Here is a 22,607-nt window from a genome sequence, read left to right on the forward strand (position 1 = left end):
CTGCCTCAACGCGGTAGCCGTCGATAGGTCCCGAGACCCTCGGATGGCGGGCACCGCGGCGATCGTCCGGACCGGCGCCGGATCACGCCCGGCGTCGCGGCTGCACCTATGCCGCAGCACCATCGGGCGGCGCCGGACGTTGCCCGTGACCGGATCCCGACGATCTCCCGCAAGGCCCCCATGCTTCGACTGCTCATCGCGGACGGCAACACGCGCGACGACCGCGCCCAGCACGTCGCGGTCACCGGCCGCACCTCGGCCGAATCCTACGCCGACGTCGTCCACGCCTATCGCCCGGAGGCGCAATGCCGGCTGCTCAGCCCGGCCGACGCCGACGCCGCCCTGCCCGACGGCGCGGCGCTTACCGCCTACGACGGCGTGATCTTCACCGGCTCGCCCCTGAAGGTCGGCGAGCGCAGCCCGGCGGTGACGCGCCAGTGCGACCTGATGCGCGCGGCTCTGGAGGCCGGGCTGCCGGTGTTCGGCTCGTGCTGGGGGACGCAACTGGCCGCGGTCGTCGCCGGCGGCGACGTCGGCCCCAATCCGCGCGGGCCGGAATACGGCTTCGCCCGCCGCATCACGGCGACGGCGGAAGGCCGCGGCCACCCGCTGCTGTCGGGCCGGGGCGCGGCCTGGGACGCGCCGGCGATCCATTCGGACGCGGTGATCGCGCCGCCGCCGGGCGCGCGAGTGCTGGCCGGGAACGCGCTGCTCGAGGTGCAGGCGATCGAGATCCCGCACGGCGGCGGCCTGTTCTGGGGCACGCAGTACCACCCCGAGCTCGACTTCGACGAGCTCGCGGCGATGCTGCGGGTCAGCGCCGCGGACGTGGTCGAGGCCGGCCTCGCGCCCGATGCCGCCGCGGTCTCGGCCTATGCCGCGGAGATCGCCGCGCTCCACGCGGGCGGCGCGGCGGCCGGCCCGCTCGCCTGGCGGCACGGGCTCGGCGCCGACGTCCTGGAGCCGGACCAGAGACGCCGCGAGATCGGCAATTTCCTCGACCGGCTGGTCGAGACGGGTGCCGGCGCGCCTTAGGCCGCCTCGGCCATGGCGCCCGCGTCCGGCGACACCTCGTCGGTGTGCACGTCGAACTGCATCAGGTAGGCGGTGCCGAAGCTGGTGGTGAGCGCGCAGTCCGTCGCATCGCGCCCGCGCGCCATGACGATGCGGGCGATGCGCGGCGTGTTGTGGCGAGCGTCGAACGTGTACCAGCGATCGCCGAGATAGACCTCGAACCAGGCCGAGAAATCCATCGGCGCCGGGTCCTTCGGCACGCCGATGTCGCCGAGATAGCCGGTGGCGTAGCGGGCCGGGATGTTCATGCAGCGGCACAGCGCGATCGCCAGGTGGGCGAAGTCGCGGCAGACGCCGACGCGCTGGACGTAGCCGTCATGGGCGGTGCGGGTGTTGTCGGCCAGCTGGTAGTCGAACCGCAGGTGGTTGTGGACGAAGTCGACGATCGCCTGCACGCGGGCCCAGCCCTCCGGCGTCGCGCCGAACAGCGACCAGGCGGTGGCAGAGAGCTTGTCGGTGTCGCAGTAGCGCGAGCCGAGGAGGAACGGCAGCACGTCGTCGGGCAGGTCCTGCACCGGGTGCTGGCGGGCCTGCGGCGCGAACGCGTCGGGCTCGCCGGAATCGCCGATGGTGAAGTCGGCCGACATGGTGATCCGGCCGCCCGGCGCGACGATGCGGGTGCAGACGTTGCCGAAGGCGTCGACGTGCTGCGTCGCCGGCACCGGCGGATCGAAGGCGATGACCTCGGGCGTGACGAGGTCGGCCCGGCGCTCCGGCCGCACGTTCAGCAGCAGGTTCATCGGGGTCGGGCCGAAGGTGTTGAAGGCGATGGTGAAACCGGTCTGGACGAGCATCGTAGATCCGTGGAAGCCGCGCGTGGTGTCGCAGGTAGGGTCGCAGGTAGCCGTTGAACACCGAGCCGATACGCGAGGTTCCGCAGATCAGGCGTGCTTCCGGCGCAGGTTCTGCCCAGATTAAAGGCAGTCTTCATCGCTCGAGCCGCCGACGTTGCTGCCGGTCGACAGACCTCGTCATCCGCAGACGAAGGTGTCGGCCCGGGCTCGAGCCTCGGCACGGGTCCGATCCGGCCGGCCCGCGCGCCGAAGCTCCGGACGCCCGGGACGCGCAGTCGGCCCGATTTCCGTGCCGGCCCGCCGACTGGCTCTGATGATGCATCCGGGGCGGGGCATCGACCCATCGGCCCCTCGGGATGTCATGACCGTTCCTCCGCATTCCCCCAGGCCCGTCGGGGCGATCCTTCGCGGCGCCGGGGCCGACGCCCGCCCCGCGCCGGGCCGCAGGTCCCGCGCATGAGCGAGGCGATCGCCTGGGCGGAGCGCCGCCGCATCGCCGAGCAGGCGCGCGGCGAGCGGGCATGGTCGCTGTGGGGGCCGTATCTCAGCGAGCGGCAATGGGGCACCGTGCGCGAGGATTACAGCCGCGACGGCAACGCGTGGCGCTCGCTCACCCACGAGGAGGCCCGCTCGCGCGCCTACCGCTGGGGCGAGGACGGGCTCGCGGGGATCTGCGACGAGCGCGGGCAGCTCTGCCTTGGGCTCGCCCTGTGGAACGGGCGCGACCGCATCCTGAAGGAACGCCTGTTCGGCCTGACCAACGAGGAGGGCAACCACGGCGAGGACGTCAAGGAGATCTACCACTACCTCGACGCGGTCCCGAGCCACGCCTACCTGAAGTTCCTCTACCGCTATCCGCAGGGGGCCTACCCCTACGAGGACCTCGTGCGCGAGGGGCTGCAGCGCAGCCGCGAGGTGCCGGAATACGAGATCGAGGAGACCGGCCTGTTCGAGGGGTCGCGCTTCTTCGACGTGACGGTGGAATACGCCAAGTCGGACGTCGACGACGTCCACGCCACGATCACCGCGACGAACCGCGGCGCGGACGCCGCCGACCTCCACCTCGTGCCGCAGCTCTGGTTCCGCAACACCTGGTCGTGGCGGAACGACGGTGCGCTGCCGCGGCCCCGGATCGCGCGCCATCCGGAGGGCGGCATCGCCTGCGAGCACCCGCGGCTCGGGCGCTACCGGCTGGCCTTCGAGGGCGAGCCCGAGGTGCTGTTCTGCGAGAACGACACCAACTTACGCCGGCACGCCGGCCAGCCGGAGGCCGAGGGCCCGTTCAAGGACGGGCTCCACGCCGCGATCGTCGAGGGCGACGCCGCGGCGGTCCGCCGCGACGCCGGGACCAAGCTCGGCCTGCACTACGCGCTTCGCCTCGCGCCCGGCGAGACCCGGCGGGTGCGCCTGCGGCTCTCCGCCGGGACGCGGACGCGCCCGATCGACGCCGACGACGCCGTGCGCGACCGCCGCATCGCCGAGGCGGACGCGTTCTACGACGACCTGCAGGACGGGATCGCGGATGCGGACGCGCGCGCGATCTTCCGGCAGGCCTCCGCCGGGTTGATCTGGTCGAAGCAGCTCTACGCCTACGACGTGCGGCGCTGGCTGCAGGGCGACCCGCTCCAGCCGGTGCCGCCGCGGGAGCGCGACGGCGGCCGCAACACGCAGTGGCGCCACTTCGCCGCCTCCGACGTGCTCTCGATGCCCGACAAGTGGGAATATCCGTGGTTCGCCGCCTGGGACCTCGCCTTCCACTGCCTGCCGCTGGCGCTGCTCGACCCGGACTTCGCCAAGAAGCAGCTCCTGCTGCTGACCCGCGAATGGTACATGCACCCCAACGGCCAGCTCCCGGCCTACGAGTGGGAGTTCTCCGACACCAACCCGCCGGTCCACGCCTGGGCGACCTACCGGGTGTTCGAGATCGACCGCGACCGGCGCGGCGGCCGCGGCGACCTCGCCTTCCTCGAAGGCGTCTTCCACAAGCTGCTGATCAACTTCACCTGGTGGGTGAACCGCAAGGATGCCGGCGGCCGCAACGTCTTCCAGGGCGGCTTCCTCGGGCTCGACAACGTCGGCGTGTTCGACCGCTCGCGCCCGCCGCCGGGCTTCGGCATGGTGCACCAGGCCGACGGCACCGCCTGGATGGCGATGTACGCGCTCAACATGATGCGCATCGCCCTCGAGCTCGCGCTCCACAACGACGTCTACGAGAGCACCGCCTCGAAGTTCTTCGAGCACTTCCTCCTCATCGCCGAGGCGATGACCGACATGGGCGGCGAGGGCTTCGGCCTGTGGGACGAGGAGGACGCGTTCTACTACGACGAGGTCGACATGCCCGGCGGCGGGATGCTGCCGCTGCGCGTGCGCTCGATGGTCGGGCTCGTGCCGCTGTTCGCGGTGGAGGTGATCGAGCCCTTCGTGCTCCAGCGCCTGCCGGACTTCGCCCGGCGCCTCAACTGGCTCCTGGAGAACCGCCCGCACCTCGCCTGCCTGGTCTCGCGCTGGGACGAGGGCGGCGTCGGCGACCGAAAGCTGCTGTCGCTGCTGCGCGGCCACCGGATGAAGGCGCTGCTGCGGCGCATGCTCGACGAGGCCGAGTTCCTCTCGCCCTTCGGCGTGCGCTCGCTCTCCAAGGCGCACCGCGACCAGCCCTACGTGCTCAACGAGTTCGGCGCCTCCTTCACGGTGCGCTACGACCCGGCCGATTCGACCTCGAACATGTTCGGCGGCAACTCGAACTGGCGCGGGCCGGTGTGGATGCCGACGAACTACCTGATCATCGAGGCGCTGCGCCGCTTCCACTCCTATTACGGCACCGACTTCCTGGTGGAGTTCCCGACCGGCTCGGGCGCGATGTGCACGCTGGCCGCCATCGCCGACGCCCTGCAGGAGCGCCTGATCGGCCTGTTCGCCAAGGACGCGGAGGGCCGCCGCCCGGTCCACGGCGCGCGCGCGCCGATCCCGTCGGCCGAGGGCGCCGAGGAGGCGCTGCTGTTTCACGAATTCTTCGACGGCGACACCGGCCGCGGGCTCGGCGCCTCGCACCAGACCGGCTGGACCGCGCTGATCGTCAACCTGCTGCACCACCGGGCGCAGCGCGGGGGTGCCTAGGGCATCGTCCAGCGGGGCGGGTCCCGGCGGGGCTTTCGCACGATGCGCTCCGCCCGGGATCCCTGCGTGGACGCCCGCGATTGGCGGACGCGGTCGCGGGATGTCATCATGGGCGACGCGATCGGGACAGGTTCGCAGGCACGGGCTTCACGTTGACGGGATGACGGGTCAGGCTTCGAACCACCGCGCCGCGTGGCTTCCGCAGAACGGATTCGCCGCCCGCATCGCTTCCGCGCGCCAGCTTCAGAGCTTCAGCGACCTGAGCAGCTTCGCGATCAACTTCGACGTGCTCCGCTCGGTCAAGCCCGACATCCAGATGATCGGCAGCAAGGGCAGCACCCTGTGCTTGTGGGAAACCCGCTCGTCCAGCGGCTTCATCAGCAAGCCCAGGGTCGATTCCGACATGATGACGGTCCGGTTCATCGCGAACGGGCACATCACCTACCGCAATCGTGCGGGCAGGACGCGCGGCACGCCGAAACATGCGACCCTCGTCGGCTTCGAGGAGGTCGGCGAGATCCAGGCCTCGCAGGCCTTCAACGCGATCAACGGCACGATCACGTTCGAAGCGCTCGCGGCCGCCAACGCCGCGCTGACGGGCGGACAGCACGGCGTGCCGTCCTTCGAGCCGATCGCCGATGTCTCGACGCCGGGCATGATCGCCCTGTTCCACATGATGCGGCAGGTGCAGCGCCGCGGGCAGGCGTCGGATCGCGGCGGCGACATCGCGTTTCCGCTGATCCAGGAGATCCTTAGCTATCAGCTGCTGTCCGTCTGGCCGAAGCGCGCGCGCATGGCACCGGCCCCGGCGACGGACGCCTCCGCGTCGCGCTTCGGCATCGCTCTCGAGTTCATCGAGGCGAACCTCTCGCGGCCCATGACCCTGTCGCTCATCGCGACGGCGGCCGGGCTCAGCGTCCGCTCCCTCCAGAGCCAGTTCCGTCAACGGATGGGGCAGACGGCGATCGCGTTCATCACCGAGCGGCGGCTCGCGCGCACCCACGAGGACCTGACCTCCGCCTTCGATCCCGAGATCACGATCGCGGAGATCGCCCGGCGGTGGGGCTTCGTGCACATGAGCGACTTCGGGCAACGCTACAGGCGTGCCTATGGGCGCACGCCCTCCGAGGCACGGCGCGATGCCGGCCCGTGGGACTGACCCCGCGCCCGCCTCACGGCGCCCACTGCCAGAACACCGAGCTTTTGAACGAGAATACGGTCTCGCCGCGCTGGTTGACGCCGACGTTGTCGGCGAAGGCGAGGCCCCAGCCGGGGCGGGAGGCGGAGGCGCGCTTGTCGGTGAGCGTCGTGGCGTAGCGCACGGTGTCGCCGGCATAGACGGGCTTCAGCCAGCGCATGTCGCGAAAACCCGGCGACGGGCCGGTGGTCGGCGCCTGCCCGTGGGCGGCGGTGTGGGCGTGGTCGCGGGCGCGGGTCGCGAGCAGCCGCTTCATGTAGGCCGCGGCCGTGTGCCAGCCCGAGGCGCACAGGCCGCCGAAATGCGTCGCCTTGGCGGCCTCGGGATCGGTGTGGAACACCTGCGGGTCGTAGGCGCGGCCGAAGGCCAGGATCGCCTCGGCCGGGAAGGCGTAGGCGCCGAGATCGCGGGTCGCGCCGATCGCCGCGTCCTTCAGGAACGGCAGGATCTCGGCGTCGTCCGGCTCGACCACCGCGGGCGGGACGCCGGTCTCGACGATCCGCGGCGGCGCCGGCTCGGCCCCGCGCCGGGCGAGCATCACGGTGAAGGCCTGGGTCATCACCGCCTCGCCGCGGCCGTTCTCCAGGGTGAGCAGGCAGGCGGCGAAGCCCCGGTCGGGCTTCGAGGCCGAGGCGCGGGTCTCGTCGACGCGCAGGGTGGCGGAGAGCGTATCGCCCGGCAGCACCGGCTTCAGCCAGCGCAGCTCGGCGATGCCGGGCGATCCGAGCGAGGAGTGCCCGCCCATCGGCCCGGCCTGCAGCAGCCGCATGCCGAGGGAGGCCGTGTGCCAGCCCGACGCGATCAGCCGCCCGGCGAAGGTCGTCTCCGCGAGCCGCTCGTCGAGATGGAACGGCTGCGCATCGAACGCGCGGGCGAAGGCGACGATGTCGTCGCGGCTCACCGTCAGCGGCACGCCGGTGCGGACCTGGCCGGCGGCGAAATCCTCGAAGTGGAGGCCGGACGTGTCGGGGCCGGGCATGGGCGCGCGCCTCAGTTGGCGAAGCGGAAATGCAGCACGTCGCCGTCCTGCACGAGGTACTCCTTGCCCTCGAGGCGGAGCTTGCCGGCGTCCCGCGCGCCGGACTCGCCCTTCAGCGCGGTGTAGTCGGAGAACGCGATGGTCTCGGCGCGGATGAAGCCCTTCTCGAAGTCGGTGTGGATCACGCCGGCCGCCGCGGGCGCGCGGGTGCCCTTGGTGATCGTCCAGGCGCGGGCCTCCTTCGGGCCGACGGTGAAGTAGGTGATCAGCCCGAGCAGGTCGTAGCCGGCGCGGATCACCCGGTTCAGGCCGGGCTCGGCCAGCCCCACCGCCTCGAGGTAGTCGCCCTGGTCGGCGGCCGGCATCACCGCGATCTCGCTCTCGATCTTGGCCGAGACCACCACCGCCTGGGCGCCCTCCGCCGCCGCGCGCTCCTGCACCGCCTTCGAGTAGGCGTTGCCCTTGTCGGCGTCGCCCTCGTCGACGTTGCAGACGTAGAGCACGGGCTTGGCCGTCATCAGGCCGAGCTGCTGGAACAGGCGCTCCTCCTCGGGCTTGCGCGCGACCATGCGGGCGGGCTTGCCCTCGCGCAGGTACGGCAGGGCGCGGTTGACGAGGTCCAGGAATTCCTTGGCCTCCTTGTCGGCGCCGCGGGCCCGCTTCTCCAGGGCGAAGACGCGCTTCTCCAGGCTGTCGAGGTCGGCCAGCATCAGCTCGGTCTCGATCGTCTCGATGTCGGCGCCCGGGTCGACCTTGCCCTCGACATGGGTGACGTCGCCGTCGTCGAAGCAGCGCACCACGTGGGCGATCGCGTCGCATTCGCGGATGTTGGCGAGGAACTGGTTGCCGAGCCCTTCGCCCTTCGAGGCGCCGCGCACGAGGCCGGCGATGTCGACGAAGGTCAGCCGCGTCGGGATGATCTCCTTCGAGGCGGCGATCTTCGCCAGGTCGTCGAGCCGCGGGTCGGGCACCGCCACGTCGCCGACGTTGGGCTCGATGGTGCAGAACGGATAGTTGGCGGCCTGCGCCGCCGCCGTCTGCGTCAGCGCGTTGAAGAGGGTCGACTTGCCGACGTTCGGCAGGCCGACGATGCCGCATTTGAAGCCCATGATATTCCTCAAGAGTCCATCAGGATCGTCTCGGGTGAAACCCGGAACGGATTGATGATCGTCGTTCCCTCGACCTCGCGGCCGTGTTGATAATCCTCGGAGAGCAGGAACCGGCAACCCGATCGGATCGCCGCCCCGAGGATCACGCAGTCCCACCATTGAAAACCGGTCCGCTCGCGCAACGACCATGCATCGGCGATCAGATCGAGATCCGTCGCACCGGAGGACCAGCCTTCCAGCGCGAGCGTCGTACGGCGCGCCTCCTCCGGCGCGATTCGAAGCTTTCCCCGCAGGAGGACGGCGTGAATCTCACCGAGAACCTGCGGACCGACGACGATCGAACCTCGTTTCGCCAACGCCGCGAGCCAGCGCAAGGCTTCGGCCTGCTTCTCCGGAAATCGGTCGTCCCGGGCATACAGGAACACGTTCGTGTCGACGAACACGCGCGGGTCGACGATCGCGGATCCGGCAGAGAAGGCCGGATCACTCGTCACGATAGCGCTCGTTCCTCGGCGGCGCCTTCCCGTTCTCGTCCAGAACGTGGAGCGGCGGCCCGGCGAGGAACCGCTCCAAAGCCTCCGTCTGGGTCGTCGGATGCCCGATCCGACGTTCGACGGTCTCGCTGATGAACTTCGACAGGCTCTTGCCCTCCGTCGCGGCGGCGATTCGCGCGCGACGGAGCACCGCCTCGTCCATCGTCACGGTCACGTTCTTCATCGGACGGCCTCCAACGGCCTTCGATATCGTGTCCTCGTGTTTTCGTGTCAATTCTTGGCGGCCTTCTCGCCCGGCCGCTTCACGTCGGCCCAGCCGCGGCCGACCATGGCGAGATGGACCTTGTTCTGGAAGCTTTCGTTCTCGTTGGCCGCCAGCAGGGCCACCTCGTCGGCGATCGCCCGGCACAGGTCCTCGACCCACGGCTCCTCGGACTTCGCGAAGTCGTTGAGCACGTAGGCGTGCACCAGGGCCTTGTCGCCGGGATGGCCGATGCCGAGGCGCACCCGGCGATAGTCGTTGCCGCACTGGGCGGTGATCGAGCGCAGGCCGTTGTGCCCGGCATTCCCGCCGCCGAGCTTCACCCGGATCTTGGCCGCGGCGAGATCGAGCTCGTCGTGCAGGACGATCACGTCCGACAGCGCGATCTTGTAGAAGCGCTGCGCCTCCGAGACCGAGCGGCCGGACTCGTTCATGAAGGTCTGCGGCTTCAGCAGGATCGCGCGCTCGGCCCCGAACGACACCTCGGCCGCCTCCCCCTGGAAGCGGCGCCGGAACGGGCTCGCCCGGTGGACCCGGGCGATCTCGTCCACCGCGAGGAACCCGATGTTGTGACGGTTGCGGGCGTAGGCTTTGCCCGGATTGCCCAGGCCCACGATGAGCCGCATGACGACTGTCTCCGACCTTCCCGAAACGACGATGCCCCGGCCTCGCGGCCGGGGCATCGTCTCGAAGCCGCGCCGCCGCGGGGCGGCGGCGCGGGAGGATCGCGCCCGCGAAGGGCTCAGTCCTCCTTCTTTTCCTCGGTGGCCTCGGCCTCTTCGGCCTCGGCTTCGACCTTCTCGGCCTCGGCTTCCGCCGACTGCGCCTCGGCGATCGCGGCCTCCTCGGCCTCGACCTCGGCGCCGAGCACGGTCGGCGGCACGACGTTGGCGATCGGGTCGGCGGCCTCGCCGGTGTAGGTGACGCCGGCCGGCAGGGTGACGTCGGAGACGTGGATCACGTCGCCGATCTGGCGGCCGGTGAGGTCGATCTCGATCCCGTCGGGGATCTGGTCGGGGGCGACCTCGACGGCCAGGGTGTGCAGCGAGATGTTGAGCGTGCCGCCCTGCTGCTTGATGCCGGGGGCCGCGTCCTCGTTGTGGAAGTGGACCGGCACCTCGACGGTGACGGTCTGGCCGGCGACGACGCGCAGGAAGTCGACGTGCATCGGCACGCCGCTGACCGGGTCGAGCTGGAAGTCGCGCGGGATCGCGCGGGTCTTCTTGCCGCCGGCGTTGATCTCGAACAGCGTGGTCTTGAAGCCGCCGGCGTAGATCAGGGTGCGGGTGCGGATGAGGTCGATGGCGATCGACTGCGGCGGCTGGCCGCCACCGTACACGACGGCGGGAACCTGGCCCTGGCGACGAACGGCCCGGGCGGCCCCCTTGCCGACCCGGTCGCGTGCCACGGCCTCAAGCGTCTTGACTGCGCTCATGGCGTGATCCTTCGATTGATGAATGGTCGGGGAAACGACGAAGGCCGCCCGAGACGGACGGCCGAACCGAAACCCCACGCGCCCGTGCCTCCAAGGGTGTCTGGCGGGCGTGGAGCGCCTATAGCGGGGTTGCGGCCCGATGGCAACGCGGAGGGCGGATCGTCCGGCGGCTCACGGCCCGATCCGGAGCCCGGACAGCACCCGCGCCCGCACGCCGTCCGGATCGGCGAAGGCCAGGCGCACCGGCAGCACCCGCACCCGCGCGGCGAAGGCTTCGGGCAGGCGGACGTGGTCCTTCTCGGTGGTGGCCAATTCCGCGCCGAGGCGGCCGGCCTCCGCTGCGAGCCGCGCGAGGTCGGCGTCGCGGTAGGGATGGTGGTCGGGGAAGCTGCGGGTCGCGGCGATCTCGGCGCCGGCCTCGCGCAGCGACGCGAAGACCTTCTCGGGACGGCCGATGCCGGCGAAGGCCAGCACGCGGCGGCCGGCGACCGCGGCGCCCTCGGGGACCAAGCGGGCGCGAAGGACCGGCAGGCCGCGCGCCAGGGCCTGCGCCGCCACCGCCTCGCCGGCCGCGCCTTCGCCGGCCCTGCCCTCGCCGATCAGCACGAGGCCGCCGACATGCGGCCATTGCCGCGCCAGCGGCGCGCGCAGCGGCCCGGCGGGGAAGGCCAGCCCGTTGCCGGTGCCGACGCCGGCACCGACGACGGCGAGCGCGAGGTCCTTCGCCAGGGTCGGGTTCTGCAGGCCATCGTCCATGACGACGACGTCGGCGCCCGCCGCCACGCAGAGGCGCGCGCCGGCGACGCGGTCGCGGGCGACGACGACCGGCGCGTGGCGGGCGAGCAGCAGCGGCTCGTCGCCGACGTCGCGCCAGCCGTGGCGGGCGGGATCGACGAGGACCGGCCCGGGCAGGCGCCCGCCGTAGCCGCGGCTGAGGAAGGCGGGCGTCCGTCCGAGGTCGCGCAGCAGCGCGGCCAGGGCGATCGCGCTCGGGGTCTTGCCGGCGCCGCCGAGGGTGAAGTTGCCGAGGCACAGGACCGGGCACTCCGCCCGCGCGCCGGGCCGGTCCATGCGGGCGGCGGTGTGGCGGCCGTAGGCGCGCCCGAGCGGCGCCAGCAGACGTGCGGCCGGATGGTCCGGGCCGTCCTGCCAGAAGCGCGGCGGGCGCATCAGCCGTGGTGGAAGGCGGCGAGCTTCATCTGGGCGATGAAGGGGTCGAGCACCGCCAGCGTCCGCTCCACCGCGCCCTCGAACGGCACCAGGGCGCGCTGCCCGGCCCGGGTCATCGCGTCGATGCGGTCGGGGGCGGCCATCAGGTCGGCCAGCGTCGCGGCGAGCTCGGCGGCGTCGGCGACCGCGGCGGCGCCCCCTCCGGCATCGAGGGCGCGGTAGACCTCGGTGAAGTTCTCCGTGTGCGGCCCGTGCAGCACGGCGCTGCTCAGGCGCACCGGCTCGATCGGGTTCTGGCCGCCATGCGGCACCAGCGAGCCGCCGAGGAACACCAGCGGGCTCAGGCGGTAGAACAGCCCGAGCTCGCCGATCGTGTCGGCGACGTAGAGGTCGATCGACGGGTGCGGGCGCCCGCCCGCCGAGCGGCGCGCGCTGCGCAGGCCTTGCGCCGTGGCGCAGGCCGCCACCTCGCCGCCGCGATGGGGGTGGCGCGGGGCGACGATGGTCAGGAGCCGCGGGAACCGGCCCTTGAGCGCGGCATGGGCCTCGGCCGCCGCCGCGTCCTCGCCCGGATGGGTGCTCGCCGCGACCCAGACCGGGCGGTCGCCGATCATGTCGCCGAGATAGGCCACCTGCTGCGGATCGGCCGGCTGAACGGCGGCGTCGTACTTGAGGTTCCCCGCCACGCTCACCCGCGGCGCGCCGAGGCGCACGAAGCGCTCGGCGTCGTCCCGCGTCTGCGTCAGGCAGATCGCGATCCGCGCGAGCAGCGCCCGCGCCGTGCGCGGCGCGCGCGCCCAGCCCGCGTACGAGCGTTCCGACATCCGCCCGTTGACGAGCAGCAGCGGGATGGCGCGGGCATGCAGCGCCACCACCGTGTTCGGCCAGATCTCGGATTCGGCCACCAGGGCGAGGTCGGGCTGCCAATGGTCGAGGAAGCGCTCGACCCAGCGCGGCGCGTCGAGCGGCATGTACTGGTGCACGGCGCCGGCCGGCAGGCGCGCGCCGATCAGCTCGGCGGCGCTGCGGGTGCCGGTGGTGACCAGCACCGAGAAGCCGCGGGCGATCATGCCCTCGACCAGGCCGACCAGCGAGAGCGATTCGCCGACCGAGGCCCCGTGCATCCAGACCAGCGACCCGACCGGCCGCGCCCGCCCGGGCAGGCCGCGGCGCTCGGGCAGCCGCGTCGGGTCCTCCTTGCCCTGCCGCGCCCGCCACGCCAGCAGGCCGGCGACCGCCGGCTCGCCGAGCCACAGGCCGCCGCGATAGGCCTTGAGGGCCAAGGTGAGGGGCGGCGCCCTCATGCCCGGATCCTCATGCCGGGCTCCTCATGCCGCCTCGGCGCGCGGCGCGGCGGCCCCGAGCCAGTTGTCCCCGACCCGGTCGAGGCGGCCGACGAGGGTGTAGGCGCGGTCGTGGACCCGGTTCATCTCGGCCTCGAGGCGGGCGCGCAGGGCCTCGAACGTCTCCGGGTCGGGATCGCGCGGCACGAAGACCGCCTCGCCGAACACCACCGCGCCGCGGCCGAACGGCAGCCCGAGGCAGGCGCGGTCCCAGCTGCCGAAGCGGATGTGGCGGCTCGTCACCACCGCCACCGGCACGATCGGCCGGCCGGAGAAGCGCGCCAGGGTGAGGATGCCGGCATCGGCCCGGCGCGAGACCTTCGGAACGTCGGCCGAGAAGGCGACGATCTCGCCGTTCTTCAGGGCCCGGATCATCGCGCGCAGGCCCTCGGCGCCGCCCTTGGCCTTGGCGTCCTTGACCACGCGGCCGCGGGCGCCGGAGGCGCGGATCACCCGCACGCCCATCCGCTCCAGGGCGATGGTGTTGATGTTGCCGTCGGGATTCTTCGAGATGATCGTCGCGACCCGGTCCACCGGCCGCCCGGCGAACGACACCATGATGTGCTGGCCGTGCCACATCCCGGCGATGAACGGCGACATCCCGTCGAGCCAGGGATCGGCGCCGGCGGGCTCGACGGTGAAGCGGTTGGTGCGGCGCACGAGCGTGAGGTAGCCGGCCGCGAGCCGTCCCAGGGCGCCCTGCACGGCCGGATGGCGGATGACGCGCTTGCCCAGGCTCATCGTGCCGAAGCCCGGCGCACCCGGCCCCGTGCGGACGGGCCGCGATCGCCGGGCGAGGCCGCGCAATGCTGCGGCACGCGAACGGCGGGAACGGTCGGCGTGGGATTCATGTCTCGCTTTCCGAGGCTCGGCCGGGCTTGCGCGGGGGCGCGACGGCCGGAGGGCGGCAAGGCGCCGACCGCGCCTGGCGACGGGTCGGGCAGTTCGGACGCGACAGCGGGACGGCACCGTCCTGCGCCGCCCGGTGGCTGTCTAGACCCGTCGCCTCGGCCCGCGCAACCGAGACCGGGCGTCCCGGGGCGGCCGATCGCTGCGCGGCGTGCCCGAAAACACCTCGAAACCGCGCGAAACGGGTTGTTTGGATCAATTCCAATGTGTAGATTGGAATCGATCTAAATAGGATATCGATCATGGACGCGACCCTCGTCGTCGACCCCCATACCCCGCAACCCCACGACGACGCCCACCGCGCCTTCGTGCTCGCCTACGTCCAGCCGGGGCTCGCCGGGCTGATCGACGGATCGGTCTCGACGCTGGCCCCGATCTTCGCCGCCGCCTTCGCCACGCACAGCAACGGCGCGACCTTCCTCGTCGGGCTCGCGGCCTCGCTCGGGGCCGGGATCAGCATGGGCTTCACCGAGGCGCTCTCGGACGACGGCCGCGTCACCGGGCGCGGGAGCCCGTGGATGCGCGGCCTGGTCTGCGGCGCGATGACGGCGCTCGGCGGGCTCGGCCACACCCTGCCCTACGCGATCCCGAGCCACTGGCCGAACGCCTTCGCGCTCGCGACCGGCCTCGCGGTGCTGGTGGTGGCGATCGAGCTGCTCGCCATCGCCGCGATCCGCACCCGCTACATGGCGACCCCGTTCGGCCGCGCGGTGCTGCAGATCGTGCTCGGCGGCGCGCTGGTGCTGGCGGTGGGGGTGCTGATCGGCAGCGCCTGAGCGCGTGGCCCGATCCGACGGGGCGCCGGCCGCCACCATTTCGTCGCAGGCGATCCGAATCGGGAAACTGGGCGGTTCGGCCGCGCGATACCGAGTCATGTGGTATCTCTACGGACTGACCGTCCTCGCCGGCCTCGCGAACGCGATCCAGCCCGGCCAGAACGCGACCCTCTCGAAGAGCTTCGGCCTGCCGGTCACGGCGGCCGTGGTGATCCTCTTCGTCAGCACGGCCTTCATGCTGCTGGGCGGCCTGGCATTCGGCAAGCTCGCCGTGCCGAGCTGGGAGCAGGTCGCCGCGGTGCCCTGGTGGGGCTGGCTCGGCGGCTGCCTCAGCGTCCTGCTGATCCTGGCCCAGCTCTACGCCGCGCCCGCGATCGGCGCCGCGTCGTTCCTCGGCCTCATCGTGACGGTCGGCGTCGTCGCCTCGATCGTGCTCGACAACTACGGCTGGGTCGGGTTCGAGGTCCATCCGGCCAGCCTGTGGCGCGTGCTCGGGGCGGCCCTGATGATCGTCGGCGTCGGGATGGTCGCCTTCACATGAACCCTGATCGTCGCGCGGCATGAACCTCGATCGTCGCGCGGCGTGAGGCTCGGCCGGCGTGCGGCACGCGCCGGCTCGCTTGACGCGGCCGGCCTCAACCGCGATGCGGTCCCCCGTGTCCTTCCGCCTCGCCCACCTCACCGACCCGCATGTCGGCCCCCTGCCGCGGCCGCGCCTGCGCCAGCTCTTCGGCAAGCGCGCGACGGGCTACGCCAACTGGCGCCGCGGGCGCTCGCGCAGCCACGACATGGAGGTGCTCGGCGCGCTCGTCGCCGATCTGAGGCTGCAGGCGCCCGACCACGTCGCCTGCACCGGCGACCTGTGCAACATCGGCCTGCCGAGCGAGTGGGACACCGCGCGCATCTTCCTGGAGGCGCTCGGCACGCCCGAGGCGGTCAGCTTCGTGCCGGGAAACCACGACGCCTACGTGCGCGGCTCCCTCGAGGGCCTGCTCGCGGCCTGCGGTGCCTGGACCGCCGACGACGCCGGCGGCAGCGGCACGTTTCCCTATCTGCGCCGGCGCGGGCCGCTGGCTCTGGTCGGCCTGTCGAGCGCGATCCCGACGGTGCCGTTCGTCGCCACCGGCCGGCTCGGGCCGCGCCAGATCGCGGCGGCCGAATCGCTCCTGCGCACGCTGGCGACCGACCCGTCGCGGCCGGCGCGCGTCGTGATGATCCACCACCCACCCCATCCCGGCGGCGCGAGCCCGGGCCGCGACCTGCGCGATGCCGCGGCCTTCAGCGCGATGCTCGGCCGCGTCGGCGCCGACCTCGTCCTGCACGGGCACAACCACGTGGCGAGCGTCGCCCACGTGGCGGGGCCGGGCGGGCGGGCGATCCCGGTGGTCGGCGGCGCATCCGCCTCGGCGCGGCCCGGCGCGCAGGCCGGCGGGCACGGGTCGGAGGCCGCCCGGCGGGCAGCCTACATCCTGTACGCGTTCTCGGAGAGCGGGGGACGCCACGTCGTCTCGGCGGCGCAGCGCGGGATCGGAGCGGGCGGAACCGTGATGGATCTCGGCCCGCTCGCGCTGGGCTGACGTTCGGCTCAGGCGGTGGCGGCGAGAAGCCCGGAACGCCGGCGGTCGCCGATGCTGGCCTCGTAGCGTTCGGCCTGGAGGCGCGTGAGGCCGGAAATCAGGGCGGTGGACCCACGATAGACCGTATAGGTGCCGTCCTGGGTAGGCTTGACGCGAATCGTCTCGGACATGGGGACCATCCTGTGCTGCGTTGACCGAATCGTTAGCCGTCGCTCTTCTTCCGCGGTGATTCTCCGATCCTGTAATGATGCCCGACGTTACCGCTTCGGCTTCCGCGCGCAAGGGCGGCGCGGCGCGGATACGTAAGTAATTTTGCATTCGATCGGCATGGAGCACGGGACGACGCGCGGCCGGCGCGCTTCGCACCGTGGCGGCACGCGGGAGGCACGAACGAAAAGCCCGCCGGCTTTCGCCGACGGGCCGGTGGCAGGGGCCACGTTCCCGGGTTCGAGGGTGCTGTCCGGCGTGCGTCCCGCGGCGCTCGGGGCCGCGGGGTCGGGCGCCTAAAACCCTCCCGAAAACCTCTATCCCTGTCGATGGGCGCTCGGCGGATCGTCCTGGTCACCGGCACCGGTGTCGGCGGAATGGACGTGGGTGGGGCTTGCATGCATGGCAGACCTCCTCTTCGTCTCGCTCCGGCGACGGAGCCTCGCATCGGGGGGCCGCGTCGCCATGAGGAGAGGCTAGACCCGCCCGGCCCACGCTGGCAAGGGGCGTTTTCGAGGATTCGCCAGCCGGCTCGCCGGGCCCGGCTCAGGCCCGGGCGGGGCTCCGCGCGGACGGGAGCCCGAGGATCGCGGCGCCGACCAGGCCGGAGAGCAGGGAGCCGGCGAGCACCCCGAGCTTCACCTCCGTCTCGTGGGCGGCATCGGAGAAGGCGAGCGCGCCGATGAACAGGCTCATGGTGAAGCCGATGCCGCACAGCACGGCGACGCCGTAGACCTGGACCCAGCTCGCCCCGCCGGGCCGGCGCGCGAGGCCGAGCGCCACCGCGAGGCGCAGGGCGGCGAACACGCCGGCCTGCTTGCCGAGGAACAGCCCGAACGCGACGCCCAGCGTCACCGGGTCGAGGAAGGCGGTGGGCGACAGGCCGCGCAGCGGCACCCCGGCATTGGCGAAGCCGAACAGCGGCACGATCCCGAAGGCGACGAAAGGCGTGATCGCGTGCTCCAGCCGGTGCAGCGGCGAGGTCGCGTCCTCCGGCCGGCCCGGGCTCACGCGGATCGGGATGGTCAGCGCCAGCAGCACGCCCGCCACCGTGGCGTGGACGCCCGAGCGCAGCACCAGCACCCAGAGCACGAGGCCGAGCAGCAGGTAGGGCGCGAGCGCGACGACGCCGAAGCGGTTCAGGCCGACGAGGAGCGCCAGCACCACGGCCGCCAGCCCGAGCATCGTCGGGTCGAGGCCGCCGGTATAGGCCAGCGCGATGATCAGCACGGCGCCGAGGTCGTCGACGATCGCCACCGCGCCGAGCAGGATCTTGAGCGAGACCGGCGCCCGCCGGCCGAGCAGCGCCAGCACGCCGAGCGCGAAGGCGATGTCGGTCGCCGCCGGGATCGCCCAGCCCCGCGCGGTCCCGGCGCCGGCATTGAAGGCGAGGTAGACCAGGGCCGGCACCACCATCCCGCCGAGCGCCGCGATGCCGGGCAGCGCCCGGTCGGGCCAGGTCCGCAACGCGCCGTCCAGCGCCTCGCGCTTGATCTCGAGGCCGACGAGCAGGAAGAACACCGCCATCAGGCCGTCGTTGATCCAGTGCTGGATGCTCAACGGGCCGAGCGGCGCGTGCAGCGCCTGGGCGTAGGTCCCGGCGAGCCCGGTATTGGCGACGACGAGGGCGCAGGCGGCGGCCGCCATCAGCACTAGGCCGCCGGCCGCCTCGCTCGCGAGCGCGGTGCGGATCGCGGAACGGGGGCGCGGCTTCGTCATGGCGCCGGGGGTGCCCGGGTTTGCGCCCACGGGCAAGCCCTGCCGGTGGCGGTCCGGGCTCGGGACGTCTATGCGGGCACCGATGACGCAAGGACGCGCGATGACCGCCACGACGACACCGGACCACCCGGCCCTGAACCGCAAGGCTGTCGGCGCCGTGGTCCTCGGCAACGCGCTCGAGTTCTACGACTTCACGCTCTACGCCTTCTTCGCCGTGCCGATCGGCGCGGCGTTCTTCCCGTCCGACAACGCCACCGACAGCCTGCTCGCCTCGCTCGCCCTGTTCGGCATCGGCTACGTGATGCGGCCGATCGGCGGCATCGTGATCGGCGCCTTCGCCGACCGGGCCGGGCGCAAGCCCGCCATGCTGATCACCATCGCGCTGATGGCGGTCGGCATGCTGATGCTGGCGCTGGCGCCGTCCTACGCGACGCTCGGCGGCTGGGCGCAGGTGATCGTCATCGTCGGGCGGCTGATCCAGGGGCTGGCGCTCGGCGGCGAGGTCGGCCCCTCCACCGCCTACCTGCTGGAGGCGGCGCCCCCGAGGCACCGCGGCTTCGTGGCGAGCTGGCAGATCGCGAGCCAGGGCTGCGCCGCCCTGTTCGCCGGCATCGTCGCGACGGGCCTTACCATCGTCCTCGGCGAGGCGGCGATGGCGGATTGGGGCTGGCGCGTCATGTTCCTGCTCGGCATCGGCGTCGTGCCGGTCGGCCTCGTGATCCGCAGCCACCTGCCCGAGACCGCGGGCGAGGGCGAGGATCCGGCGGCGGCCGCCTCCACCGGCGCGGTGGTGGTGCGGCTGCTGCGCGAGCACGGGCGCCTGCTGCTCCTGACCTTCGTCGTCATCGCCGCCTCGACCGTCTCGAACGCCATCGGCACCAACATGCCGGTCTACGCGCACGCCACCCTGGGGCTCACCGAGACGGTGTCGACGGCGGTGCCGATCGCCCTCGGCCTCGCCTCGGTGGTGTTCCCGCTGCTGGGCGGCTGGCTCGCCGACCGGTTCGGGCGGCGCCCGGTGCTAGTGTGGCCGCGGGCCGCGATCGTGGTGCTGGCGGTGCCGGCCTTCTGGTGGCTGGCGCAGGCGCCGACCGCGGCCTCGGTCTACGCGGTGACGTTCCTGATGTCGGCGCTGTCCTCGATCAACGCGGCGGCGATCATCGTCGCGATCCCCGAATCGCTGCCGCGGGCGGTGCGCAGCGCCGGGCTCTCGATCGTCTACGCCTTCTCGGTCTCGATCTTCGGCGGCAGCACGAACTACGTCGTCAACAAGCTGATCGCGATCACCGGCGACCGGCTGGCGCCGGCCTACTACCTCGTCGCGTTCAGCGTGCTCGGCACGATCGCCGCCTGGATGATGCACGAGACCCGCGGGCGCGACCTCGACGCCGACACCGAGGCGTGAGTCGCGCCGAACCGACGCCGCGCCGTCAGGGCCTGTCGTGAGATCGCATCGTCCTCACGCGAGCCGGAATCCGCCGCGCGCGACGAGGCTCTAATGCAGGTTCGAGCCGTCCTGCGCGGTGGCGGAGGCCCGAACGAGCTCGCGGCCGACCTCGTGCAGGGCGACCTCGACCGCGGCCAGCGCGCAGGTGCCGCCGCCCTGCATGATCAGCGCGTGCGCGGTGATCAGGTGGTCGGCGACCAGCTCCAAGACCGAGCGCGGCTCGGAATCCGCCACCGGCGACGGCAGGGTGAAGCGGCCGAGCGACCCGGTCGCCGTGCTCTTGGGCGGCGGCGACGCGAGCCGGCTGATGGAGCCGAAGAAGCCGAGGAAGGTCCGCTCGGGCGGCCCGAAGGACGGCACCGCGCCGGCCACGACCCAGGTCGCCCGCCCGTCCGGCGACAGCAGGCGATAGCGCACGGTGAACTCGCTGCGGGCGACGCTCGCCTCGGCGACCACGGTCCGCACGACGGCGAGGTCGTCCGGATGGATGACCTTGCTCCATCCCTGTTGCGATACGTCTTCGATCTGCTGACCGGTCAGAACAGTCCATTCATCACTGAGATAGACCACCTTTCCGGCTGCATCCGTTACGAAGATCATGGCCCAACCTCGGCTATAGCCGAGCTATGGCGCAGGGTCCGGCCTCAGGCAATCGGGCATCGCGGCAAATCATCCGTCGGCCCCCGGCTTCGCGCCTTGCCTTAAAGTCCAATGGACAGCGCGCCCGCGCTCCGAAGCGGGCTCAGGACGTGCGCCCGAGGGCTGCCCGGATCAGCGCGAGCCCGTCCGGGCTCGACCATTCGGCCGGCCCCTTCATCACGCCGATGGTGCAGCCGGCGGGGTCGACCAGCAGGGTCGTCGGCAGGCCGGGCGAGCCGGTGTCGCGCTGCACCGCCGGCAGCACGCGCCCGCCGGGATCGGCGTAGTAGGCCAGCCGCGCGATGCCGTTGTCCCGCATCCAGACCGGCGGCCTGTCGAGGTTGCGCGTGTCGAGGTTGATCGCGACCACCGCGAAATCCTTGCCGCCGAGCGCGGCCTCGAGCCGGTCGAGGGCCGGCATCTCGGCCTTGCACGGCGCGCACCACGTCGCCCACAGGTTCAGGAGGACGAGGCGGCCGCGGAAATCCGAGAGCCGCAGGTTGGCCTCCCCTCCCCCGTCCTTCCCTCCGTTGCCCGGCCCCTTGAACGCGATGTCGGGTGCCGGCCGGGCCTTCTCGGGCGCCTGCATCGCCGCGACGTCCCCGCGGGCGGCGGCGTCGACCCGGGCCACCGCCGCGGCCGAGGCGGCACAGGGCGCGGGGGCGTTGCCGGGCCCCGCACCGGTCCCGTATAGGGCGAGGCCGGCGGCCAAGGCGGTGACGAGGCCGGCGCCGATCGCGGCGCCCATCAATCGTCCAGGCATCATCGTTGCGTACCCCAGAGCATTTTCGAGCGCGGCGGATGCCGGCGCGCGTGAAGAGAATGCGACCACACGAGAGGCGGGCGCATTCCCCGTGATCGCGGGATCACGGGGAATGCTCGAGCGCGAGCGGAAGGATCGGGAAGACCATGAGCAACCGGATGTGGGGCGGACGCTTCGCGAGCGGCCCCGCCGAGATCATGGAGGAGATCAACGCCTCCATCGGATTCGACAAGCGCCTCGCCCCCCAGGACATCCGCGGCTCGCTGGCGCATGTCGCGATGCTGGGCGCCCAGGGCATCCTGCCGACCGACGATGTGGCAGCCATCGAGGGCGGCCTCAAGGCCGTGCAGGCGGAGATCGAGTCCGGCGGCTTCGTGTTCAAGCGCGAGCTCGAAGACATCCACATGTCGGTCGAGAGCCGGCTGACCGAGATCGTCGGCCCGGCCGCCGGGCGCCTGCACACCGCGCGCTCGCGCAACGACCAGGTCGCCACCGACATGAAGCTGTGGGTGCGCGACACCCTCGACAACCTCGACGCGCAGGCCGCCGGGCTACAGCGGGCGCTGGCGGAGAAGGCGCTGGCCCATGCCGGCACGGTGATGCCGGGCTTCACCCACCTGCAATCGGCCCAGCCGGTCACCTTCGGGCACCATTGCCTCGCCTATGTCGAGATGCTGGCGCGCGACCGCGGCCGTTTCCGCGATGCGCGCGCCCGGCTCAACGAGTGCCCGCTGGGCGCGGCCGCGCTCGCCGGCACCTCGTTCCCGATCGACCGGCACGCCACGGCCGCGGCGCTGGGCTTCGACCGCCCGACGGCGAACTCCCTCGACTCCGTCGCCGACCGCGACTTCGCCCTCGAATCGCTCTCGGCCGCCTCGATCTGCGCGATCCACCTCTCGCGCTTCGCCGAGGAGCTCGTGGTGTGGACCTCGGCGCAGTTCGACTTCGTCAAGCTGTCGGACGGGTACACCACCGGCTCGTCGATCATGCCGCAGAAGCGCAACCCCGACGCGGCGGAGCTGGTGCGGGCCAAGAGCGGGCGCATCGTCGGCGCGCTGATGGGCCTGCTCACGGTGATGAAGGGCCTGCCGCTGGCCTATTCGAAGGACATGCAGGAGGACAAGGAGGGCACCTTCGACGCGCTGCAGGCGCTGTCGCTGTGCCTGGCCGCGATGACCGGCATGGTCCGCGACCTCGAGCCGAACGCGGAGGTTCTCGCGCGGGCCGCGGGCTCCGGCTACAGCACCGCGACCGACCTCGCCGACTGGCTGGTGCGCGAGCTCGGGCTGCCGTTCCGCCAGGCGCACCACGTCACCGGCCGCCTCGTCGGCATGGCCTCGGCCAAGGGCGTCGGGCTGGAGGCGCTGTCGCTGCCCGAGATGCAGGAGGCGGAGCCGCAGATCACGCAGGCGGTCTACGCGGTGCTGGGCGTCGCGAACTCGGTGGCGAGCCGGGTCAGCTTCGGCGGCACCGCCCCGGCCAACGTCCGCGCGCAGGCCGAGGGCTGGCTCGCGCGGCTCGCGGAGCCGGCTGCCTGAAAATGGTGCACAGCAACCGAAAGCCGCCTGGCGCGTTCACGGTCTAGCTAGGTAAGCCCT

At 72.3% G+C, this 22,607-nt stretch carries 21 protein-coding genes and 1 pseudogene; 8 read left to right on the plus strand and 14 right to left on the minus strand.

The window, feature by feature from the left end; translation table 11 throughout:
• The first annotated feature begins 180 nt into the window (after nucleotides 1-180).
• On the plus strand, nucleotides 181-1,035 hold the full coding sequence (locus MKK70_RS30045; RefSeq protein ID WP_147859817.1) for a type 1 glutamine amidotransferase: 855 nt from the start codon (nucleotides 181-183) through the stop codon (nucleotides 1,033-1,035).
• On the opposite strand, the gene MKK70_RS30050 is transcribed toward MKK70_RS30045, so the two are convergent.
• Nucleotides 1,032-1,868 (minus strand): transglutaminase-like domain-containing protein, encoded by an 837-nt coding sequence (locus MKK70_RS30050; protein WP_243951643.1) that lies wholly within the window; start codon nucleotides 1,866-1,868, stop codon nucleotides 1,032-1,034. The genes MKK70_RS30045 and MKK70_RS30050 overlap by 4 nt on opposite strands.
• Nucleotides 1,869-2,324: 456 nt before the next feature.
• Between MKK70_RS30050 and MKK70_RS30055 the strand changes: the two genes are divergently transcribed.
• Nucleotides 2,325-4,982: an MGH1-like glycoside hydrolase domain-containing protein gene (locus MKK70_RS30055; protein WP_147727240.1), complete on the plus strand. Its 2,658-nt coding sequence runs from the start codon at nucleotides 2,325-2,327 to the stop codon at nucleotides 4,980-4,982.
• Between the two features lie 160 nt (nucleotides 4,983-5,142).
• Nucleotides 5,143-6,141 (plus strand): AraC family transcriptional regulator, encoded by a 999-nt coding sequence (locus MKK70_RS30060; protein ID WP_243951644.1) that lies wholly within the window; start codon nucleotides 5,143-5,145, stop codon nucleotides 6,139-6,141.
• 13 nt (nucleotides 6,142-6,154) lie between these two features.
• On the opposite strand, the gene MKK70_RS30065 is transcribed toward MKK70_RS30060, so the two are convergent.
• From MKK70_RS30065 to MKK70_RS30105, 9 genes are all read right to left on the minus strand, one after another.
• Nucleotides 6,155-7,159: a MaoC family dehydratase gene (locus MKK70_RS30065; RefSeq protein WP_243951645.1), complete on the minus strand. Its 1,005-nt coding sequence runs from the start codon at nucleotides 7,157-7,159 to the stop codon at nucleotides 6,155-6,157.
• Nucleotides 7,160-7,170: 11 nt separating this feature from the next.
• Complete coding sequence (gene ychF, locus MKK70_RS30070; protein ID WP_147727243.1) at nucleotides 7,171-8,268, minus strand: redox-regulated ATPase YchF; 1,098 nt, start codon at nucleotides 8,266-8,268, stop codon at nucleotides 7,171-7,173.
• 8 nt (nucleotides 8,269-8,276) lie between these two features.
• Nucleotides 8,277-8,762, minus strand: a complete 486-nt coding sequence (locus MKK70_RS30075; RefSeq protein WP_243938344.1) for a PIN domain-containing protein — start codon at nucleotides 8,760-8,762, stop codon at nucleotides 8,277-8,279.
• Nucleotides 8,752-8,985 (minus strand): hypothetical protein, encoded by a 234-nt coding sequence (locus MKK70_RS30080; RefSeq protein WP_147727245.1) that lies wholly within the window; start codon nucleotides 8,983-8,985, stop codon nucleotides 8,752-8,754. Before MKK70_RS30080 ends, MKK70_RS30075 begins: the two co-directional genes overlap by 11 nt.
• Nucleotides 8,986-9,032: 47 nt before the next feature.
• The gene (gene pth, locus MKK70_RS30085) at nucleotides 9,033-9,650 is read right to left on the minus strand and encodes an aminoacyl-tRNA hydrolase (RefSeq protein WP_147843436.1); all 618 of its coding nucleotides are present in this window, start codon (nucleotides 9,648-9,650) and stop codon (nucleotides 9,033-9,035) included.
• A 116-nt stretch (nucleotides 9,651-9,766) separates the two neighbouring features.
• Entirely contained in the window at nucleotides 9,767-10,459 is a 693-nt protein-coding gene (locus MKK70_RS30090) for a 50S ribosomal protein L25/general stress protein Ctc (protein ID WP_147727247.1), read from the minus strand.
• Between the two features lie 171 nt (nucleotides 10,460-10,630).
• Entirely contained in the window at nucleotides 10,631-11,629 is a 999-nt protein-coding gene (gene lpxK / locus MKK70_RS30095) for a tetraacyldisaccharide 4'-kinase (RefSeq protein ID WP_243951646.1), read from the minus strand.
• Entirely contained in the window at nucleotides 11,629-12,933 is a 1,305-nt protein-coding gene (locus MKK70_RS30100) for a 3-deoxy-D-manno-octulosonic acid transferase (RefSeq protein WP_147860394.1), read from the minus strand. Before MKK70_RS30100 ends, lpxK begins: the two co-directional genes overlap by 1 nt.
• Before the next feature lie 24 nt (nucleotides 12,934-12,957).
• The gene (locus tag MKK70_RS30105) at nucleotides 12,958-13,713 is read right to left on the minus strand and encodes a lysophospholipid acyltransferase family protein (protein ID WP_147844497.1); all 756 of its coding nucleotides are present in this window, start codon (nucleotides 13,711-13,713) and stop codon (nucleotides 12,958-12,960) included.
• 464 nt (nucleotides 13,714-14,177) lie between these two features.
• On the opposite strand from MKK70_RS30105, the pseudogene MKK70_RS30110 reads away from it, so the two are divergent.
• From MKK70_RS30110 to MKK70_RS30120, 3 genes and pseudogenes are all read left to right on the plus strand, one after another.
• Nucleotides 14,178-14,657, plus strand: a pseudogene (locus MKK70_RS30110) (VIT family protein); the annotation flags it as partial.
• Between the two features lie 97 nt (nucleotides 14,658-14,754).
• Nucleotides 14,755-15,198, plus strand: coding sequence for a DMT family transporter (locus MKK70_RS30115; RefSeq protein ID WP_243951647.1), 444 nt, complete (start codon nucleotides 14,755-14,757; stop codon nucleotides 15,196-15,198).
• 103 nt (nucleotides 15,199-15,301) lie between these two features.
• A complete protein-coding gene (locus MKK70_RS30120) occupies nucleotides 15,302-16,234 on the plus strand; it encodes a metallophosphoesterase family protein (RefSeq protein ID WP_243938337.1) in 933 nt (310 codons plus the stop codon).
• Nucleotides 16,235-16,242: 8 nt separating this feature from the next.
• Here the strand turns inward: MKK70_RS30120 and MKK70_RS30125 are convergent, their stop codons facing one another.
• Together MKK70_RS30125 and nhaA are read right to left on the minus strand one after the other, a co-directional pair.
• Entirely contained in the window at nucleotides 16,243-16,404 is a 162-nt protein-coding gene (locus MKK70_RS30125; RefSeq protein WP_187274899.1) for a hypothetical protein, read from the minus strand.
• A gap of 583 nt (nucleotides 16,405-16,987) precedes the next feature.
• Entirely contained in the window at nucleotides 16,988-18,160 is a 1,173-nt protein-coding gene (gene nhaA / locus MKK70_RS30130) for a Na+/H+ antiporter NhaA (protein WP_243951648.1), read from the minus strand.
• Nucleotides 18,161-18,260: 100 nt separating this feature from the next.
• On the opposite strand from nhaA, the gene MKK70_RS30135 reads away from it, so the two are divergent.
• Entirely contained in the window at nucleotides 18,261-19,565 is a 1,305-nt protein-coding gene (locus MKK70_RS30135; RefSeq protein WP_147728681.1) for an MFS transporter, read from the plus strand.
• 90 nt (nucleotides 19,566-19,655) lie between these two features.
• Here MKK70_RS30135 and MKK70_RS30140 read toward each other — a convergent pair whose 3' ends face one another.
• Together MKK70_RS30140 and MKK70_RS30145 are read right to left on the minus strand one after the other, a co-directional pair.
• A complete protein-coding gene (locus MKK70_RS30140; RefSeq protein ID WP_147844284.1) occupies nucleotides 19,656-20,207 on the minus strand; it encodes a PAS domain-containing protein in 552 nt (183 codons plus the stop codon).
• A gap of 142 nt (nucleotides 20,208-20,349) precedes the next feature.
• Nucleotides 20,350-21,009 carry a TlpA disulfide reductase family protein gene (locus MKK70_RS30145; RefSeq protein ID WP_147859912.1) on the minus strand — a complete coding sequence of 220 codons (660 nt, stop codon included), beginning with the start codon at nucleotides 21,007-21,009 and terminating at the stop codon, nucleotides 20,350-20,352.
• A gap of 146 nt (nucleotides 21,010-21,155) precedes the next feature.
• On the opposite strand from MKK70_RS30145, the gene argH reads away from it, so the two are divergent.
• Nucleotides 21,156-22,547: an argininosuccinate lyase gene (argH, locus tag MKK70_RS30150; RefSeq protein WP_147729633.1), complete on the plus strand. Its 1,392-nt coding sequence runs from the start codon at nucleotides 21,156-21,158 to the stop codon at nucleotides 22,545-22,547.
• The last annotated feature ends 60 nt before the right edge of the window (nucleotides 22,548-22,607 follow it).

It is taken from the genome of Methylobacterium sp. E-041 (assembly GCF_022829665.1).
Classification (GTDB): domain Bacteria; phylum Pseudomonadota; class Alphaproteobacteria; order Rhizobiales; family Beijerinckiaceae; genus Methylobacterium.

What these genes read in the sequence shown, in the direction of transcription:
- MKK70_RS30090 (WP_147727247.1), bottom strand. Translation starts at nt 10,459, where the DNA reads ATGAGCGCAGTCAAGACGCTTGAGGCCGTGGCACGCGACCGGGTCGGC.
- MKK70_RS30055 (WP_147727240.1), top strand. Translation starts at nt 2,325, where the DNA reads ATGAGCGAGGCGATCGCCTGGGCGGAGCGCCGCCGCATCGCCGAGCAG.
- argH (WP_147729633.1), top strand. Translation starts at nt 21,156, where the DNA reads ATGAGCAACCGGATGTGGGGCGGACGCTTCGCGAGCGGCCCCGCCGAG.
- MKK70_RS30080 (WP_147727245.1), bottom strand. Translation starts at nt 8,985, where the DNA reads ATGAAGAACGTGACCGTGACGATGGACGAGGCGGTGCTCCGTCGCGCG.
- MKK70_RS30125 (WP_187274899.1), bottom strand. Translation starts at nt 16,404, where the DNA reads ATGTCCGAGACGATTCGCGTCAAGCCTACCCAGGACGGCACCTATACG.
- MKK70_RS30065 (WP_243951645.1), bottom strand. Translation starts at nt 7,159, where the DNA reads ATGCCCGGCCCCGACACGTCCGGCCTCCACTTCGAGGATTTCGCCGCC.
- lpxK (WP_243951646.1), bottom strand. Translation starts at nt 11,629, where the DNA reads ATGCGCCCGCCGCGCTTCTGGCAGGACGGCCCGGACCATCCGGCCGCA.
- MKK70_RS30045 (WP_147859817.1), top strand. Translation starts at nt 181, where the DNA reads ATGCTTCGACTGCTCATCGCGGACGGCAACACGCGCGACGACCGCGCC.
- MKK70_RS30050 (WP_243951643.1), bottom strand. Translation starts at nt 1,868, where the DNA reads ATGCTCGTCCAGACCGGTTTCACCATCGCCTTCAACACCTTCGGCCCG.
- MKK70_RS30115 (WP_243951647.1), top strand. Translation starts at nt 14,755, where the DNA reads ATGTGGTATCTCTACGGACTGACCGTCCTCGCCGGCCTCGCGAACGCG.
- MKK70_RS30060 (WP_243951644.1), top strand. Translation starts at nt 5,143, where the DNA reads ATGACGGGTCAGGCTTCGAACCACCGCGCCGCGTGGCTTCCGCAGAAC.
- MKK70_RS30135 (WP_147728681.1), top strand. Translation starts at nt 18,261, where the DNA reads ATGACCGCCACGACGACACCGGACCACCCGGCCCTGAACCGCAAGGCT.
- ychF (WP_147727243.1), bottom strand. Translation starts at nt 8,268, where the DNA reads ATGGGCTTCAAATGCGGCATCGTCGGCCTGCCGAACGTCGGCAAGTCG.
- MKK70_RS30100 (WP_147860394.1), bottom strand. Translation starts at nt 12,933, where the DNA reads ATGAGGGCGCCGCCCCTCACCTTGGCCCTCAAGGCCTATCGCGGCGGC.
- MKK70_RS30140 (WP_147844284.1), bottom strand. Translation starts at nt 20,207, where the DNA reads ATGATCTTCGTAACGGATGCAGCCGGAAAGGTGGTCTATCTCAGTGAT.
- nhaA (WP_243951648.1), bottom strand. Translation starts at nt 18,160, where the DNA reads ATGACGAAGCCGCGCCCCCGTTCCGCGATCCGCACCGCGCTCGCGAGC.
- MKK70_RS30145 (WP_147859912.1), bottom strand. Translation starts at nt 21,009, where the DNA reads ATGCCTGGACGATTGATGGGCGCCGCGATCGGCGCCGGCCTCGTCACC.
- pth (WP_147843436.1), bottom strand. Translation starts at nt 9,650, where the DNA reads ATGCGGCTCATCGTGGGCCTGGGCAATCCGGGCAAAGCCTACGCCCGC.
- MKK70_RS30120 (WP_243938337.1), top strand. Translation starts at nt 15,302, where the DNA reads ATGCGGTCCCCCGTGTCCTTCCGCCTCGCCCACCTCACCGACCCGCAT.
- MKK70_RS30105 (WP_147844497.1), bottom strand. Translation starts at nt 13,713, where the DNA reads ATGAGCCTGGGCAAGCGCGTCATCCGCCATCCGGCCGTGCAGGGCGCC.